Source organism: Bacteroides faecis, assembly GCF_020091505.1.
GTDB classification, from domain to species: domain Bacteria; phylum Bacteroidota; class Bacteroidia; order Bacteroidales; family Bacteroidaceae; genus Bacteroides; species Bacteroides faecis.
This window is the reverse complement of sequence record NZ_CP081916.1, coordinates 2,153,323-2,171,064: the sequence shown is the minus strand read 5'-3', so window position 1 is coordinate 2,171,064 and position 17,742 is coordinate 2,153,323. Positions and strand designations below refer to the sequence as shown.

The window sequence follows — 17,742 nt, the reverse complement described above, 5'->3', positions numbered from 1 at the left end:
TGCACAGTTTTTTGAGAATATTAACCTCAACAATAGATATATAGAAGAATATGTTGACTGCAAAAGAGATCAGAGATTCTTTCAAGAATTTCTTTGAGTCGAAAGGACACCACATCGTTCCCTCGGCTCCGATGGTGATAAAAGATGACCCTACCCTGATGTTTACCAACGCAGGGATGAACCAGTTTAAAGATATCATTTTGGGTAACCACCCGGCGAAATACACAAGAGTCGCGGACTCTCAGAAGTGTCTGCGTGTAAGCGGAAAACATAATGACCTGGAAGAAGTGGGACATGACACGTACCACCACACGATGTTCGAAATGCTTGGCAACTGGTCATTCGGTGATTACTTCAAAAAAGAAGCTATCAACTGGGCATGGGAATATCTGGTAGAAGTATTGAAACTGAATCCGGAACATCTGTACGCCACTGTATTCGAAGGAAGTCCTGAAGAAGGCTTGAGCCGTGACGACGAAGCTGCTTCTTACTGGGAACAGTTCCTGCCGAAAGATCATATTATCAACGGCAACAAACATGACAACTTTTGGGAAATGGGTGATACAGGACCTTGCGGACCTTGTTCGGAAATCCACATCGACCTTCGCCCGGCAGAAGAACGCGCTAAAATCTCCGGTCGCGACCTAGTCAACCACGATCATCCTCAAGTGATTGAAATATGGAACCTCGTGTTCATGCAATATAACCGCAAAGCTGACGGCAGCCTCGAACCACTTCCTGCAAAGGTAATCGATACAGGTATGGGATTCGAACGCCTCTGTATGGCTCTGCAAGGTAAAACATCCAACTACGATACGGATGTATTCCAACCGATGCTGAAAGCTATTGCAGCGATAGCAGGCACAGAATACGGAAAAGACAAACAGCAGGACATCGCCATGCGCGTGATTGCTGACCACATCCGTACGATTGCCTTCTCTATCACAGACGGTCAGTTACCTTCCAATGCCAAAGCCGGTTATGTCATCCGCCGTATCCTCCGTCGTGCCGTTCGTTACGGATATACTTTCCTCGGACAGAAGCAATCATTCATGTACAAGCTGCTTCCGGTGTTGATAGACAACATGGGAGGCGCTTATCCGGAACTGATCGCACAGAAAGGTCTGATTGAAAAAGTAATCAAAGAAGAAGAAGAAGCATTCCTTCGTACGCTCGAAACAGGTATCCGCCTGCTGGATAAGACCATGGAAGATACCAAAGCCGCCGGAAAAACTGAAATCAGCGGTAAAGACGCCTTTACTTTATATGATACTTTCGGTTTCCCCTTGGATTTGACCGAACTGATTCTTCGTGAAAACGGAATGACTGTCAACATCGAAGAGTTCAATGAAGAAATGCAACAGCAGAAACAGCGTGCCCGTAACGCCGCCGCCGTTGAGACGGGTGACTGGGTAACTCTGAGAGAAGGAACAACCGAATTTGTCGGATATGACTACACTGAGTACGAAGCTTCTATTCTTCGTTACCGTCAGATCAAACAGAAAAACCAGACTTTGTATCAGATTGTACTGGACTACACTCCGTTCTATGCAGAAAGTGGTGGTCAGATAGGTGATACCGGTGTGCTGGTCAGCGAATTCGAGACTATCGAAGTAATCGACACCAAGAAAGAGAATAATCTTCCGATTCATATTACCAAAAAATTGCCGGAACATCCGGAAGCTCCGATGATGGCTTGTGTAGACACCGACAGACGTGCTGCCTGCGCAGCCAATCACTCGGCTACTCACTTACTGGATTCAGCCTTGCGTGAAGTACTGGGCGAGCACATCGAACAGAAAGGTTCATTGGTAACACCCGACTCACTGCGTTTCGACTTCTCTCACTTCCAGAAAGTGACAGACGAAGAAATCCGCAAGGTAGAACATCTGGTTAATGCCAAGATCCGCGCTAACATTCCTTTGAAAGAATACCGCAATATTCCTATCGAAGAAGCCAAAGAACTGGGAGCTATCGCTCTCTTCGGCGAAAAGTACGGAGAAAGGGTACGTGTGATTCAGTTCGGTTCTTCTATCGAGTTCTGTGGAGGTATCCACGTAGCCGCAACCGGAAATATCGGTATGATCAAGATCGTATCCGAAAGTTCTGTTGCTGCCGGTGTACGTCGTATCGAAGCTTACACAGGAGCACGTGTAGAAGAAATGCTGGACACTATTCAAGATACACTGAATGACCTGAAAGCGCTCTTCAACAACGCACCGGATCTGAGTGTTGCCATCCGCAAATACCTCGACGAAAACGCAGGATTGAAGAAGCAGGTAGAAGACTTCATGAAAGAAAAAGAAGTCGCCCTGAAAGCAAGACTGCTGAAGAATATGCAGGAAATACATGGCATCAATGTCATCAAATTCTGCGCTCCGCTACCGGCAGAAATGGTAAAGAACATCGCTTTCCAGCTTCGTGGCGAAATCACAGAAAACTTATTCTTCGTAGCCGGAAGCATAGACCACGACAAACCAATGCTGACAGTAATGCTTAGCGACAATCTCGTAGCCGGCGGGTTGAAAGCTGGTAACCTGGTGAAAGAAGCAGCCAAACTGATTCAAGGCGGTGGAGGCGGTCAACCTCATTTCGCTACTGCCGGAGGCAAGAATGCAGACAACCTGAGTGCCGCTATTGAAAAAGTACTGGAACTTGCAGGGATTTAATCTGTAGACAAATAGAGATCAAGCATAAAAGAAGGAAGACAATACTCTTTTATGCACTTATTGAGGCACGGATGACACGGATGACACGGTTTTAAATACAAAAGAACCGTATTATCTGCGTCATCCGTGCCTTAGTAATATGATTATAGTAATCATCCGGATCGATCCGCCCCCGGTTGCTTTCAGTTTGTTTCTTTCTGTACAGAAAAGAATATATTTAGGCACGGATTACACGGATGAACACGGTTGTTTTACGTAATTAATCATAGCACTAAAACCGTGAAATCCGTGTAATCCGTGCCTAATCCTTAATTTATAATTTAATTCATTTCCGTACAGTATGGAGCTCAAACCGGGGTTTCGGACTGCCCCTCCATCCTTTTTTCCTGACACGTCACCTTTACCTGTACTTTTGCCACCGATGAAGATATCGTCCGCCACCGATGAGGACACCCTTCGCCACCGATGAGAACACCCTTCGCCACCGATGAGGACACCCCTCGCCACCGATGAAGACACCCTTCGGAACCGGGGAATTGCAAAGCCGTCCACACCCCATCCATTCCCCACCAAAAATATTTGTGATATAAGTCCAATTATCACGAATATTTCTTACCTTTGTAAACAGATTAATTATTTTTCTTATCCTTCAAATAATAAAATAAGTAATCACCAATACCCGTAGACCGATGAAAACACCTATTTACCTACTTCTAATCGTTTGTATTTTTGCATCCTGCAACACCAAACAGACACAAGCTGAAATTGATTACACATCGTATGTAAATCCTTTTATTGGCACCGATTTTACAGGAAACACGTATCCCGGCGCACAAGCCCCCTTTGGCATGGTACAGCTTAGCCCGGATAACGGACTTCCGGGATGGGACCGCATCTCCGGATATTTCTATCCGGACAGCACAATCGCCGGATTCAGTCACACACACCTTTCCGGAACAGGTGCCGGAGACTTGTATGATATTTCTTTCATGCCGGTCACACTCCCCTATAAAGAGGCGGAAGCACCGCTAGGCATCTACTCCAAATTCTCACACGATGACGAAAGTGCCTATGCAGGCTATTATCAGGTACGCCTGAAAGACTATAATATCAATGTAGAACTGACTGCAACCGAGCGTTGCGGCATTCAACGCTACACCTTCCCTAAGGCTGAAGCAGCCATTCTCCTGAATCTGAAGAAAGCGATGAACTGGGACTTCACGAACGATTCCCATATTGAAGTAGTCGACTCCGTCACTATTCAGGGATACCGTTATTCCGACGGTTGGGCACGCGACCAGCGAATCTATTTCCGCACCCGTTTCTCCAAACCTTTTGATAAGTTCGCTCTGGATACAACCGCCATTATCAAGGAGAATAAACGCATCGGTACAGCCACCATCGCCCGTTTTGACTTCAAGACAGAAGAAGGAGAACAAATTCTGGTCAACACAGCCATCTCCGGCGTCAGTATGGAGGGGGCGGCCAAAAACTTACAAGCCGAAGTACCCGAAAATGACTTCGACAAATATCTGGCAGAGACTAAAGCCAACTGGAACCGCCAACTCGGTAAGATTACAGTAAAAGGTGATAACGAAAACGACAAAGTAAATTTCTACACCGCCCTCTACCACTCTATGATTGCACCGACCATCTACAGCGACGTAGACGGAGCCTATTACGGTCCCGACAAAAAGGTACACCAGAGCGATGGTTGGGTAAATTACAGTACTTTCTCTCTTTGGGATACTTATCGTGCCGCCCATCCTCTTTTCACTTATACAGAACCGGAACGTGTCAATGACATGGTAAAATCCTTCATTGCCTTCTTTGAGCAGAACGGACGCCTGCCCGTATGGAACTTCTACGGCAGCGAAACAGACATGATGATTGGTTACCACGCTGTCCCTGTCATCGTTGACGCTTACCTGAAAGGGATAGGTGATTTTGACGCAGATAAGGCATTGGCAGCTTGCGTGGCAACAGCCAATCTGGATAATTACCGGGGAATCGGCCTTTACAAAAAGCTGGGATACATTCCTTACAATGTGACCGATCATTACAATGCAGAGAACTGGTCACTGTCCAAAACTCTGGAATATGCATTTGACGATTACTGCATCGCCGAAATGGCCAATAAGATGGGTAAAAAAGAGATAGCCGACGAATTCTACAAACGCTCGCAGAACTACAAAAACGTTTACAACCCCGCAACTTCGTTCATGCAACCTCGTGATGACAAAGGAAACTTTATCAAAGACTTCAAAGCCGACGAATACACTCCGCATATCTGCGAAAGTAACGGTTGGCAATATTTCTGGTCCGTACAACATGACGTAGACGGCTTGATTGAGCTCGTAGGAGGTAAAAACCGCTTTGCAGAGAAGTTGGACAGTATGTTTACTTATCATCCGGCAGAGGACGACAAACTTCCGATATTTAGCACGGGAATGATCGGACAGTATGCTCACGGCAATGAGCCCAGCCATCATGTCATCTATCTTTTCAATGCCATAGGACATCAGAACCGTACACAGGAATACATCGCCAAAGTGATGAACGAACTTTACAAGAATGAGCCTGCCGGCCTTTGCGGAAACGAAGATTGCGGACAAATGTCCGCCTGGTATGTGTTCAGCGCAATGGGATTCTATCCTGTCAATCCGGTCAGCGGAAAGTACGAAATCGGTACTCCCCTATTCCCGGAAATGAAACTGCATCTGGCAAACGGAAAGACATTTACAGTGCTTGCTCCCAAAGTGAGCAAGGAGAACATCTACATTCAATCGATCAAAGTAGACGGTCAGCCGTACGATAAGACCTACCTTACTCATGAACAGATTATGAACGGAGCTACTGTCGAATTTGAAATGAGTAAGACTCGCTCCTAAACTAATCTACCGAAAGAATGAATGAAAACTTTGACTTAACCTACAAAGCTCTATTCCGCAGGTACTACCCCAGCCTGATATTCTACGCCACCCGACTGGTAGGAGAAGAAGAGGCGGAGGATGTGGTACAGGATGTGTTTGTAGAGCTTTGGAAACGAAAAGACAGCATAGAGATAGGAGAGCAGATTCAGGCTTTCCTCTATCGTGCTGTCTATACACGTGCCCTTAACGTATTGAAACATCGTAATGTGGAAGATGGCTATTGCGCTGCCATGGAAGAGATTAATCAAAGGCGTGCTGAGTTTTATCAGCCGGACAATAACGAAGTGATTCGCAAAATCGAAGACCGGGAATTGAGGAAAGAGATTCACGATGCGATCAATGAGTTGCCGGACAAGTGCAAAGAAGTTTTCAAACTCAGCTATCTGCATGATATGAAAAACAAGGAGATAGCCGACATATTGGGAGTTTCACTTCGCACGGTAGAGGCACATATGTATAAAGCATTAAAGTTCCTGCGGAATCGTCTCGGACATCTTTGGTTCATTCTCCTCTTATTTTTATTGGAATAAAGTTAAGTGTTTTTGGGGTTTCAGTTGTATTACTTATATGAAGGAAAAGAAAATGAGAAATCTGAGCGAAGAAATAATAGACAAATATCTGACAGGAAAGTGCTCGCAGGAGGAGTTGATCGAGGTAAATGCCTGGATGAATGAATCAGAAGAGAACGCCTGCCAGTTGTTCCGCATGGAAGAAGTGTTCCATCTGGGCAAGTTCGATACTTATGCCGACGAACAAAGAATGGCTAATGCGGAAAAAAGGCTTTATAGAAAACTGGAGCAAGAGAAAAAAAAGAAAGACAAAGTGCTGTATATGCATCGTTGGATGAAATATGCAGCCATTATCGTTGTTGCTTTATTAATGGGCGGAGGAGCCGGATACTGGTTCTACAACCAGACGGAACATCAGATGCTCGTGGCCGTTGCCAATGAAGGTATCGTGAAAGAAGTTGTCTTACCGGACGGAACCAAAGTCTGGCTGAACAATGCCGCCACTTTGAAGTACCCGCGCGAGTTCTCCGAAAAAGAACGTAATGTATATCTGGACGGAGAAGCCTATTTCGAAGTAACCAAGAACCGCCATAAGCCATTCACGGTAGAAAGCGATGCCATGCGCGTACGTGTATTGGGAACCACTTTCAACTTCAAGTGCGACAAACGTTGCCGGATAGCAGAAGCGACATTGATCGAGGGAGAAATTGAAGTGAAAGGCAACAAGGACGAAGGACAAATCGTTCTCGCACCCGGTCAACGCGCCGAACTGAACAGAAACAGCGGACGGCTGACTGTGAAGCAAGTCGACGCAAAACTGGATGCTGTATGGCGTGACAATCTGATACCATTCAACAAAGCAAATATCTTTACCATCACCAAGGCACTGGAGCGTTTTTATGACGTGAAAATCATTCTATCTCCCGATATCCGGTCGGACAAAACCTATTCCGGTGTATTGAAGAAGAAGGCAACCATTGAATCGGTGTTGAAATCCTTGCAGAATTCTATACCCATTGAATATAAAATCGTAGGAAACAATATCTTTATCTCTTCTGATAAGAAATGAGTCCTGCCAAACTTAAATTAATTAATACCATGAAATTAAGAACACTTCTGATAGGATGTTTCGGAGGATTTATAATGCTCAACTCCTGCACAGAATCCCCCAGTGTAAAAGATTATAGTGCTTATGTCAATCCCTTCATAGGCACCGGCGGACACGGACATACTTTTCCGGGAGCCGTAGTTCCGCATGGTATGATCCAGCCGAGTCCGGACACCCGGATTGATGGCTGGGATGCTTGCTCCGGTTATTATTACGACGACAACACGATCAACGGATTTTCGCACACTCACGTCAGCGGCACCGGCTGCTGTGACTACGGAGACGTACTACTGATGCCGACTGTCGGCAATCCGCAGTATCTGACGACCGATCCGGAAAGTCAGAAACTTGCCTACGCCTCCGGCTTTTCTCACGAGAATGAGACAGCGGAACCCGGATATTACTCCGTTTTCCTTGACACCTATCAGGTAAAGGCGGAGATCACTGCTACGCAACGCGGTGCCATCCACCGCTACACTTTCCCCGAAAGTGCCGAATCCGGATTTATCATCGATCTGGATTACAGCCTGCAACGGCAAACAAACTACGAGATGGAAATCGAAGTGATCAGTGACACTGAGATTTGCGGACACAAGAAGACAACTTATTGGGCTTTCGACCAGTACATTAATTTCTACGCCAAGTTCTCCAAGCCCTTTGCATATACCCTCATCACTGACTCCGTCACAATGGACAACAGCAAACGTCTGCCTGTATGCAAAGCATTGCTGCACTTCAATACGAAAAAAGGGGAAGAAGTATTGGTTAAAGTCGGAGTATCCGCTGTCGATATTGCCGGTGCGCGCAAGAATGTAGAATCCGAAATACCCGAATGGGACTTCGATAAGGTACGCAAAGACGCCCGTACTGCCTGGAACAATTACCTGTCTAAAATAGACATCACCACTTCCGACAAAGAAGATAAAACAATATTCTACACCGCTCTGTATCATACGGCCATCAGCCCGAATCTGTTTATGGATGCAGACGGACGTTATCTCGGCATGGACCTTGAAGTACATCAGGGTGATACCATCAATCCTCTGTATACTACCTTCTCTTTGTGGGATACTTTCCGCGCACTGCACCCGTTGATGACCATCATTGACCCGAATCTGAATAATCAGTTCATCAATTCACTGATAAAGAAACATCAGGAAGGCGGGATATATCCGATGTGGGATTTAGCTTCCAACTACACAGGAACGATGATCGGATATCATGCAGTCCCGGTCATAGTGGATGCCTATATGAAAGGTTATCGCAACTTTGATGCTCCCGAAGCATACAAAGCCAGTCTGAGGGCAGCCGAATATGACACCACAGGCATCAAATGCCCCGATTTGGTATTGCCTCATCTGATGCCCAAAGCGAAGTATTACAAGAATGCAATCGGTTACATTCCTTGCGACCGTGAAAACGAGTCCGTAGCCAAAGCACTGGAATATGCTTACGACGACTGGTGCATCTCCATCTTTGCCGAGGCAATGAATGATTTCGAGAATAAAGCCAAATATGAACGCTTTGCCAAAGCTTACGAATTCTATTTCGACAAATCGACTCGCTTCATGCGTGGATTGGATTCAAAAGGTGAATGGCGCACTCCGTTCAATCCGCGTGCCTCCACTCACCGGAGTGATGACTATTGCGAAGGAACTGCCTGGCAATGGACATGGTTTGTTCCTCATGATGTGGACGGACTTGTCAACCTGATGGGAGGTGAAGATGCCTTTGTTGAAAAGCTGGACTCTCTGTTTACGGTAGAGTCAAGCCTCGAAGGCGAAACGACTTCGGCAGATATCAGCGGGCTCATCGGCCAATATGCGCACGGCAATGAACCGAGTCATCACGTCATCCATTTATATAACTACGTGAATCGCCCGTGGAGAACGCAGGAACTGGTAGACAGCGTGTACAAAAGCCAATATGCAAATAGCGTAGACGGACTTTCCGGCAATGAGGATTGCGGGCAAATGTCTGCATGGTATATACTCAACTCTATGGGATTCTATCAGGTATGCCCGGGCAAACCGGTATATTCTATCGGACGTCCGGCCTTCGACAAGGCCGTCATCAATCTGCCGGGAGAAAAGACATTCAGCATTGTAGTAAAGAACAATGCAAAGCCCCATAAATATATTGAAAGCGTTCTGTTGAACGGCAAGCCGCTGGATACGCCTTTCTTCAATCATCAGGATATTACAGCAGGTGGAGTGATGGAAATCAAGATGACTGACCGACCGACAAAATGGGGAGTCAGCAAGTAGTTATCAGCAGCCAATCATTAAAACAAATACCATGAAAAAACTATTATTAGTAGCATGTGTACTCAGTTGTACACTCTTAGCCAAAGCAAAAGACTGGACACAGTATGTCAATCCGCTGATGGGCTCTCAGTCTACTTTTGAGTTATCAACAGGTAATACCTATCCGGCTATTGCCCGCCCCTGGGGAATGAACTTCTGGACTCCGCAGACCGGAAAGATGGGTGATGGCTGGCAATATACCTATACAGCCAATAAAATACGCGGCTTCAAGCAGACACATCAGCCCAGTCCGTGGATCAACGATTATGGCCAGTTCTCCATTATGCCGATAGTAGGCAAGCCGGTGTTTGACGAAGAGAAACGCGCAAGCTGGTTTGCACACAAAGGAGAAGTTGCAACCCCTTATTACTATAAAGTATATCTGGCAGAACACGATATAGTCACCGAAATGGCACCTACGGAACGTGCCGTACTTTTCCGTTTCACATTTCCGGAGAATGATCACTCTTATGTTGTTGTAGATGCTTTCGACAAAGGTTCTTACATCAAGATTATTCCCGAAGAGAACAAGATTATCGGCTACACGACCCGTAACAGCGGCGGCGTTCCCGAAAACTTCAAGAACTATTTTATCATTGAGTTCGACAAGCCGTTTACCTATAAAGCAACAGTAGAGAATGGAAATCTGCAAGAGAATGCGGCAGAACAGACTACCAATCATGCCGGAGCCATCATCGGATTCAAAACCCGAAAAGGAGAACAGGTGCATGCACGCATCGCCTCTTCGTTCATCAGTTTTGAACAGGCTGCCGCCAATATGAACGAATTAGGCAAAGACAACCTGGAGCAACTCGCCCAAAAAGGAAAAGATGCATGGAATCAGGTGCTGGGTAAAATAGAAGTAGAAGGCGGCAATCTGGATCAGTATCGCACATTCTATTCTTGCCTGTATCGCTCGCTGCTTTTCCCGCGCAAATTCTATGAACTGGACGCGAACGGTCAGCCTGTCCACTACAGCCCGTACAACGGACAAGTACTCCCGGGATATATGTTTACCGATACCGGTTTTTGGGATACATTCCGCTGCCTCTTCCCGCTGTTGAACCTGATGTATCCGTCGGTCAACAAGGAGATGCAGGAGGGACTTATCAATACTTATAAAGAAAGCGGTTTCTTCCCCGAATGGGCAAGTCCGGGACACAGAGGTTGCATGGTAGGGAACAATTCTGCCTCTATTCTGGTAGATGCTTATATGAAGGGAGTGAAAGTAGATGATATCAAGACGCTATATGAAGGGCTGATTCACGGAACAGAGAACGTGCATCCGGAAGTCTCTTCTACCGGACGTTTGGGATACGAATACTATAATAAGCTGGGATATGTACCCTACGATGTAAAAATCAACGAGAATGCTGCCCGTACGCTGGAGTATGCATACGACGACTGGTGCATCTACCAGTTGGCAAAGGAGTTGAAACGTCCGAAGAAAGAAATCAATCTGTTTGCCAAACGTGCCATGAATTACAAGAATCTCTTCGATAAAGAATCCAAGCTAATGCGTGGACGCAACGAAGACGGCACGTTCCAGTCTCCTTTCTCGCCTCTGAAATGGGGAGATGCCTTCACGGAAGGAAATAGCTGGCATTATACCTGGTCCGTTTTCCACGATCCTCAAGGGCTGATAGACTTAATGGGCGGAAAAGAGATGTTTGTCACTATGATGGACTCTGTATTTGCCGTACCACCTATCTTCGATGACAGCTATTATGGACAGGTAATCCACGAAATTCGTGAAATGACAGTAATGAATATGGGTAACTATGCGCATGGTAATCAACCGATTCAGCACATGATTTATCTGTACGACTATGCTGGACAACCGTGGAAAGCCCAATACTGGCTCCGTCAGGTAATGGACAGAATGTATACTCCCGGCCCCGACGGCTACTGTGGAGACGAAGACAACGGACAGACTTCTGCCTGGTATGTGTTCTCTGCTTTAGGTTTTTATCCCGTTTGCCCGGGAACAGACGAATATGTGATGGGAGCTCCTTTATTCAAAAAGGCTACGCTTCACTTCGAAAATGGAAACAGTCTGGTTATTAATGCGCCTAATAACAGCAAGGAGAATTTTTATATTGACTCTATGAGCTTCAATGGGGCTGATCACACCAAGAACTATTTACGACACGGAGATTTGTTCAAGGGAGGCACTATTGAGGTAAAAATGAGCAATCAACCGAATTTGAACAGGGGAACGAAAGAAGAGGATATGCCCTACTCTTTTTCTAAGGAGTAATCATCCACATCTATACGAAGTCTTTCTTCCTCCGGATGATGGTTTTCTCTCTTCTTCTGAACGACTTTATCCGGATAATGATAAAAACGATAGCCTGAAAGTAAAGTAATTTGCTTTCAGGCTATTTTTCGATTTCTATTCACTACTTTTGCAGGACAAACAACTATAATCATGAAAGAAGAAATTGACTTTACAAAAGTCCCTTATCAGTACGCTATGTGCCTCAACCGGAAATGTTCGAAAGCAAACACATGTTTAAGACAACTTACAGAACAAAGCGTGCCGGAAAAGATTGAATATTGGGATATCCTCAGCCCCAAACATCTCGCCGCTCTACAAGGAGATTGCCCTTACTATCGTTCTAACACCAAAGTGCGTTATGCAAAAGGATTCATCAAAATATTAGAAGCCCTGCCATACAAACAAATGCAAGCTGTCATATCACATCTAATGAGTTTTTTTGGCCGGAGAACCTACTACCGGGTCCGCAAAGGTGAACGTCTCCTTACCCCCTCCGAACAACAAAGAATATTGACCATTCTCAAGAATTGCGGAGTTACTCATCCACAGGACTTTGACGTATACGTTGAGGATTACGACTGGTGACCGGCAGTACTCCGAAACGGCACAACTGTTATCATAAGGAGACACAACCATCACACTACGATGACACAACAATGCCACCTTGGTGGCACAACCGTGCCAAGCTGTTGGCACAAGACTCCCCTTAGGAAGAGAGAGAGGCAGACATTATAGGTAAAAGAAAAAAGAGCCGGGCTTTCAGAATGAAATGTCCGGCTCTAAAATTAACTAATTTACTAATGACTCAATTTTACTGAGCGTTGTATATATATACCTCAGTGACATCAATGTATGAACTAAAGCCTGCTAATAATTCAACTTTGACATAACGAGCAGTTATAGACGAGAAGAATTCGAAATAATGATTACCTGCACGAGGAGCTTCCAGTACTCCCTGCGAAGTCCATGTTTCATTATCCAAAGAAGTTGAAATACGTACTTTCTTGGCAGCATACGTATAATAATAATCCATACCTAAAGCTAAGAAAGTCTGTGGAGACTTCATATCGATAACAAACCAGAATGGATTCGAACTATATACATCTGATCCGTAACTACCTCCATTACCATCAATCAAATAACTAGCGCTACCAGAGACACCGGAAGGTATTTCTGCTCCCCAACCATCTTTCGACAATTCAACCCAATTACTACCAATAGCAGACAAATATTTGAAGTTTCTAACTACTTTATCTACATTAAAGGTTAGGATATTCTCTTTGCTATTTACTTTCACAACGGGGTCCTCGCTTTCCACCGATGCAGCTACAACAAGAGTGTGAAACTCTGCTTCCGTTGTTGTCAGCAAGAAATCGTCAGTAATAGACCATGTAATCTCTGCTGACTCTAATTCACCGGCAGGTATAGTAATTTCAGCAGGAGTAACAGTAATTTTATTCATGAACTTTTCGTCCAAACCTGTAGTAGCCAACTTCACCTTTACATCTTTTCTTGCCGGTTTATCCAACTTCATTTTGAAAGCATAAGATATAGGATCAGTATTGACAATCGCCCCTTGAGAGAAAGCTCGCTCGAATGAAACGGTGTTTCCGTTCTCACCAACTACAGAGCATGAAGCGATATATGCTTCCTTTTCTATCACAATTTTAGATTCTATCGACTCCGTTCCTATTTTATAACCTTCCACACTGGCTTTCACACCGAGCTCGTATGTTGCCGCATCATAATTGGATGCTGCAAAACTAAAATCTTCGTCCTTCAAGGTCACTGTGACAGATGCATCTGTTGAACCGGCAGGAAGAACCACCTTAGTATCACTGATTTCTACATTTTCCTTTGGTATATTAGTATTTATAACATCAAAAGTAACTGTGGCATCTTCCGGTGATGCAGCAAAATGGAATGTATAGGTTCTGGTTACAGGACCGTTCAGTTCTAAAGTACCATCAGATTTGTAAACAGCAGTCAACGTCGCTTTGGACGCTCCTTCCGCATCATTAATCGTTATAGCAGGCTGATTCACCGGATATTTCACCAAATCCACTACCTCATCATCCTGACAGCCAGCAAAAGTAACGAATGATCCTATTGCTAGAGATAAAAAGAGTTTATAATGTGCTTTCATATTCTTGTTTTTTATTTGTTTTATTTCTCCATAGCGACTATGTTACTAATCGCTATGGAAGCCATACAATTTCTACTTTATTTAAAGATCATCCGGATATTGGTATGGAGTCGGATCGTTCTTCTTGTAAAAGACTGTGGGGTCTTTTAATGGCGACCCATACAGAGTTTCGGCCCCATCCAAACGCCTAAAAATACTATAGTAATTATCAGGACTCGGAGCAAATCCCATGTACCAACCATATCCATTGTTCATCAGACTCCGAGCAGTTGATGGCGTCAAACTACTACCCCCTCCCAAATTAAATTCCATCGCTATACCTGCACATTGTTTTTTAGTCATATTCCCTATCGGATATGCACTACTTCCATAATTAGGCACAACAATATCAATCCACTCACTCGCATCTACACCATCGACAGTAGCCACACCGTACATTTGACCATACGCAAATACTGTTACCAGCTTATCAGGCATCGCTAATTTACTTTCATAACATAAACGAGCAGCAGCTGCCGTACTTGGAGTAGTAAGGGAAGGATTATTCAAATCCGGATAATTGGAATATTCATCATCGTAATTAACCCCATCCAAATTATAGGCTTTACAATATTGAGCAATTTCACGAGCGAAATCTTTAGCACCTTGATCTGAAAGTTGAGCTAAACCTGTTATATCATGATTACCAAGTAATCCTAACAGCACTTTTACGCCACGTCTACGAAGAGGCTGCAAAAAAGTTTCATTATTATCCAATAAATATTGTACGTTCGGATTACACTGTACACGCGGACGTCCAGCTTCAGAATCATAATTGATATTAGCTGCAAACAAGACAATAACATCCCATATAAGTTTTCCATTTTCCAACTGGAAAGAAAGAGTATTCAATGGGTTAACATCATTTACCTCGAAGAATAAGTAGCCTTTTACCGCATCTTCTCCTTTATAAGTATCACCGGCATTTCTCATGTCTTTCACCAGATAGATGCAGTGTTTCGCACTTTCATCTTTAATAGTAATATCACTACTCTGATCGCTGATGGCTACGGGAATAGCATAAGTCTTGTCATCCTGCAAACCTTCTCCTGCCCGGATAGTCATATCTACCTCAGCCGATTTAGCATTTGCATTCACCGTAAGCACTCCTTCGTTGGCAAACGTAACCAAGTCTTGCGGATACAATTCAAAATCTGTATTATGCGCTTTATTGTAAGTTTCCAAATAAGCAGCATCTATTTTCACTTTTGCCGATGTAGCCGTATTAGGGGTTTTGCTCAAGCCCATCTTTACTGTAGTAGCATAAGTCTCACCGTGAAGTTCGACAACTTTAGATACTAAATTTGACTTTCCATCACGCAGATACGCATTATTTTCGTAAATGCCACTGTACGCCGACTCATCAATATTCTTTCCAACCTCAAGATCATCGGCACAAGAGGTCAAGAATGCAGTACAGTTCACAATCATGGCAGCTAACAAACCCGAAGTTATATATTTTATATTCATAATGAATTCTTGAATAAAAGGTTAAACCAACAATTAATTTATCTTAGGAAGCTCCACTTGTACCCAAGTAGGATCACCCGAACCTGTAATATCATTACCATGGCCAGTCTGATCGGTAATTACATTTCCGGCACCTTCATTAAACTTCCAGTAAGCAACCAGCCCTTCACTGGCAGGATCTACTTCATAAGGATTGGTAGCGATTTGCTCTGCAGTTCTTTGTACTGACCATACACGAACTTCTGAAATATCTCCCGGCAGCCAACGAGTATTATCCCATGCACGACCAATATAGCAACCACTATTTAGAGAAATATTGCCTGAAGCAGCTTCGTCTTTATAAACGGCAACACCATCCTTATAATAGATTCGCTCTTTTGTCGTATTATCATAAACAACAGCAATGTGTACCCACTCATTAACAGGCAAACCCGCAACGGTATTCGGACCCGGGAAGTTTCCTCCGGGAGCTACTACCTGAACCTGGTCACGTGGTCGGTCAGCATCACCTACACGTATAAGGAATTTACCTTCAATACCGAAAACAGAACTCAATGCATTATCACGGCCTGCAACCCAGTCCTCACTACGAACCAAAGCTTCAATAGTCACAGTAGAAAGACTGCTCACACTGCTCTTCCAGTTTATCGGGAAATAGATTTCTTTGATATTTGCCACTACATTGATAAGTGCAGCACCCTTAAATATGAAATAAGCAGTACGGGCACTTTCGAGCACCTCAATATTGGATGCATCTAAAATGGTAACAGGTAATACATATCGTTTTGACTTATCCAATTCATTGGTGTTTTTAAAGTCAATCACGATATTATCACTGGAGACGTCTCCCGCTTTAATAGTAGCAGTTTTATTAGGAATACTGTAAAAACGTGCATCCAGCGCAGTCGCATTATCATTATAAATCAGATTGTATGCTGCGGTCATAGCAGGGGCGGCATCAAAACTAATCTGAATATCCTGTTCTGCCGGTGATGCTATACGATAGCTTATTTCACGGGTAGCCTCTGTTATACTAGGCTTAATCAGCAAATCATCACAAACAGGAGTCGAGCTGACATAGAGTTTATTGTCATAATGATGCTCTTCATTGATATCTTCATTCTTACACCCACTCACTGTGACGGTTGTAAGAGCCAAAAACGCAAGACAATATTTATAGAGTTTCATTTCTATTCTTATTTATTTGGATTCATAATACGAATAACTTCACGCACATATCCATAAGTATTGTTATAATAATCATTATGGACATTCATAATAAAGATACCTTTCCGAGTGTAATTAGGGGATTCTTCTACCATCCACCGAGCTGCTCCCGGAGCTGCTACAAGCTTGTTGCCTTTTTCATCCACCGTACTCCAGTAACCTTTCACTTTATCTTTATCATCAGCCTGCGGCAATTCCACACAAACAATAAAGCGATCAACAGGAACAGGACTTACTCCACCTTCTGTACCACCTACTGCATCTATGCCTGCCTGAATAGCCAAATATGCTTTCAAAGCAAGATCATCAGCATTGGTTGAAGCAGCTGTTTTCAACATGATGAAGTCAAACTTGCTCAACATACTCATATTCTCCGGCACCAAATACTGTACGTTTCCGTAGAACACCAAAGTCTTGTCATCATGACTGCTTTGCCAGTTCATCACTTCACCAAAGAACTTCTGCTGACGGCCATTATATTCTTTCAAAGCTGCCTCCGGAAGACTCACCAACGAACGTCCTGTATAATCAGCAATAATACCATCAAAATTATATTTATCACAAAGTGCCAGCATCTCATTGGTACGTTCACCAATATACTGAAGAGCATCTTCTTCGGTCAATTCCGGTTCAGCTTTTACTTTCTCCTTCCATGCATTTTCAATGCTGGAGTAATCAATGCTGTAAATTGTACGGGTGCCTTTCTCACGTATCTTCACCATTTCTGCCTGAACTTCAGGGCTTACTTCCGGATTGTTCAGACAAATAAAATCAACGCTGTCCGGTACAACTGTCAGGCGTTCCGCCTGTTTGCCGGGTGAACCTTGGGGGTTCTCAAAAGAGACAAAAGTGAACTTATGTTCTTCAGACTTATATCTGTTCAAATCCTTCAGATAGTCAGCATACAATTGAGGATTCTGCTCTTCGAATGTAGGTGTATTCAGCTGGAGACTTTCCACATCTGTCCAATCACTACATGAAGTCATTGTCAGGGCTGATGCCAGAAACAGCAGAGCAGACAATCTATATTTCAGGTTATTTTTCATATATACTT

12 protein-coding genes are annotated in these 17,742 nt (G+C 44.1%); 7 read left to right on the top strand and 5 right to left on the bottom strand.

Annotated features, from left to right (window positions below; all coding sequences use genetic code 11):
* Window positions 1-50: 50 nt before the first annotated feature.
* A complete protein-coding gene (gene alaS, locus K6V30_RS08545) occupies window positions 51-2,669 on the top strand; it encodes an alanine--tRNA ligase (RefSeq protein ID WP_055268570.1) in 2,619 nt (872 codons plus the stop codon).
* Window positions 2,670-3,016: 347 nt separating this feature from the next.
* On the opposite strand, the gene K6V30_RS08540 is transcribed toward alaS, so the two are convergent.
* Window positions 3,017-3,265, bottom strand: coding sequence for a hypothetical protein (locus K6V30_RS08540; protein ID WP_139147252.1), 249 nt, complete (start codon window positions 3,263-3,265; stop codon window positions 3,017-3,019).
* A 93-nt stretch (window positions 3,266-3,358) separates the two neighbouring features.
* On the opposite strand from K6V30_RS08540, the gene K6V30_RS08535 reads away from it, so the two are divergent.
* The 6 genes from K6V30_RS08535 to K6V30_RS08510 all read left to right on the top strand — a co-directional run bounded on the left by K6V30_RS08535 (window position 3,359) and on the right by K6V30_RS08510 (window position 12,391).
* The gene (locus tag K6V30_RS08535) at window positions 3,359-5,560 is read left to right on the top strand and encodes a GH92 family glycosyl hydrolase (RefSeq protein ID WP_055268568.1); all 2,202 of its coding nucleotides are present in this window, start codon (window positions 3,359-3,361) and stop codon (window positions 5,558-5,560) included.
* A 17-nt stretch (window positions 5,561-5,577) separates the two neighbouring features.
* Window positions 5,578-6,132, top strand: a complete 555-nt coding sequence (locus tag K6V30_RS08530; RefSeq protein WP_010536613.1) for an RNA polymerase sigma-70 factor — start codon at window positions 5,578-5,580, stop codon at window positions 6,130-6,132.
* A gap of 37 nt (window positions 6,133-6,169) precedes the next feature.
* Window positions 6,170-7,180, top strand: coding sequence for a FecR family protein (locus tag K6V30_RS08525; protein ID WP_029425290.1), 1,011 nt, complete (start codon window positions 6,170-6,172; stop codon window positions 7,178-7,180).
* A gap of 29 nt (window positions 7,181-7,209) precedes the next feature.
* Window positions 7,210-9,486: a GH92 family glycosyl hydrolase gene (locus tag K6V30_RS08520; protein WP_055268744.1), complete on the top strand. Its 2,277-nt coding sequence runs from the start codon at window positions 7,210-7,212 to the stop codon at window positions 9,484-9,486.
* A gap of 31 nt (window positions 9,487-9,517) precedes the next feature.
* Window positions 9,518-11,785, top strand: a complete 2,268-nt coding sequence (locus tag K6V30_RS08515) for a GH92 family glycosyl hydrolase (RefSeq protein WP_055268567.1) — start codon at window positions 9,518-9,520, stop codon at window positions 11,783-11,785.
* A 171-nt stretch (window positions 11,786-11,956) separates the two neighbouring features.
* The gene (locus K6V30_RS08510) at window positions 11,957-12,391 is read left to right on the top strand and encodes a DUF6078 family protein (RefSeq protein WP_010536609.1); all 435 of its coding nucleotides are present in this window, start codon (window positions 11,957-11,959) and stop codon (window positions 12,389-12,391) included.
* A gap of 226 nt (window positions 12,392-12,617) precedes the next feature.
* Here K6V30_RS08510 and K6V30_RS08505 read toward each other — a convergent pair whose 3' ends face one another.
* The 4 genes from K6V30_RS08505 to K6V30_RS08490 form a co-directional block, all read right to left on the bottom strand.
* Window positions 12,618-13,952 carry a DUF4989 domain-containing protein gene (locus tag K6V30_RS08505; RefSeq protein ID WP_010536608.1) on the bottom strand — a complete coding sequence of 445 codons (1,335 nt, stop codon included), beginning with the start codon at window positions 13,950-13,952 and terminating at the stop codon, window positions 12,618-12,620.
* Window positions 13,953-14,033: 81 nt separating this feature from the next.
* Window positions 14,034-15,461: a BT_3987 domain-containing protein gene (locus tag K6V30_RS08500; protein WP_010536607.1), complete on the bottom strand. Its 1,428-nt coding sequence runs from the start codon at window positions 15,459-15,461 to the stop codon at window positions 14,034-14,036.
* Between the two features lie 33 nt (window positions 15,462-15,494).
* Complete coding sequence (locus K6V30_RS08495) at window positions 15,495-16,649, bottom strand: DUF1735 and LamG domain-containing protein (protein ID WP_022301982.1); 1,155 nt, start codon at window positions 16,647-16,649, stop codon at window positions 15,495-15,497.
* Window positions 16,650-16,657: 8 nt separating this feature from the next.
* Entirely contained in the window at window positions 16,658-17,734 is a 1,077-nt protein-coding gene (locus K6V30_RS08490; RefSeq protein WP_010536605.1) for a glycoside hydrolase family 18, read from the bottom strand.
* Between the last annotated feature and the right edge of the window lie 8 nt (window positions 17,735-17,742).

What these genes read in the sequence shown, in the direction of transcription:
- alaS (WP_055268570.1), top strand. Translation starts at nt 51, where the DNA reads ATGTTGACTGCAAAAGAGATCAGAGATTCTTTCAAGAATTTCTTTGAG.
- K6V30_RS08535 (WP_055268568.1), top strand. Translation starts at nt 3,359, where the DNA reads ATGAAAACACCTATTTACCTACTTCTAATCGTTTGTATTTTTGCATCC.
- K6V30_RS08530 (WP_010536613.1), top strand. Translation starts at nt 5,578, where the DNA reads ATGAATGAAAACTTTGACTTAACCTACAAAGCTCTATTCCGCAGGTAC.
- K6V30_RS08525 (WP_029425290.1), top strand. Translation starts at nt 6,170, where the DNA reads ATGAAGGAAAAGAAAATGAGAAATCTGAGCGAAGAAATAATAGACAAA.
- K6V30_RS08520 (WP_055268744.1), top strand. Translation starts at nt 7,210, where the DNA reads ATGAAATTAAGAACACTTCTGATAGGATGTTTCGGAGGATTTATAATG.
- K6V30_RS08515 (WP_055268567.1), top strand. Translation starts at nt 9,518, where the DNA reads ATGAAAAAACTATTATTAGTAGCATGTGTACTCAGTTGTACACTCTTA.
- K6V30_RS08510 (WP_010536609.1), top strand. Translation starts at nt 11,957, where the DNA reads ATGAAAGAAGAAATTGACTTTACAAAAGTCCCTTATCAGTACGCTATG.
- K6V30_RS08505 (WP_010536608.1), bottom strand. Translation starts at nt 13,952, where the DNA reads ATGAAAGCACATTATAAACTCTTTTTATCTCTAGCAATAGGATCATTC.
- K6V30_RS08500 (WP_010536607.1), bottom strand. Translation starts at nt 15,461, where the DNA reads ATGAATATAAAATATATAACTTCGGGTTTGTTAGCTGCCATGATTGTG.
- K6V30_RS08495 (WP_022301982.1), bottom strand. Translation starts at nt 16,649, where the DNA reads ATGAAACTCTATAAATATTGTCTTGCGTTTTTGGCTCTTACAACCGTC.
- K6V30_RS08490 (WP_010536605.1), bottom strand. Translation starts at nt 17,734, where the DNA reads ATGAAAAATAACCTGAAATATAGATTGTCTGCTCTGCTGTTTCTGGCA.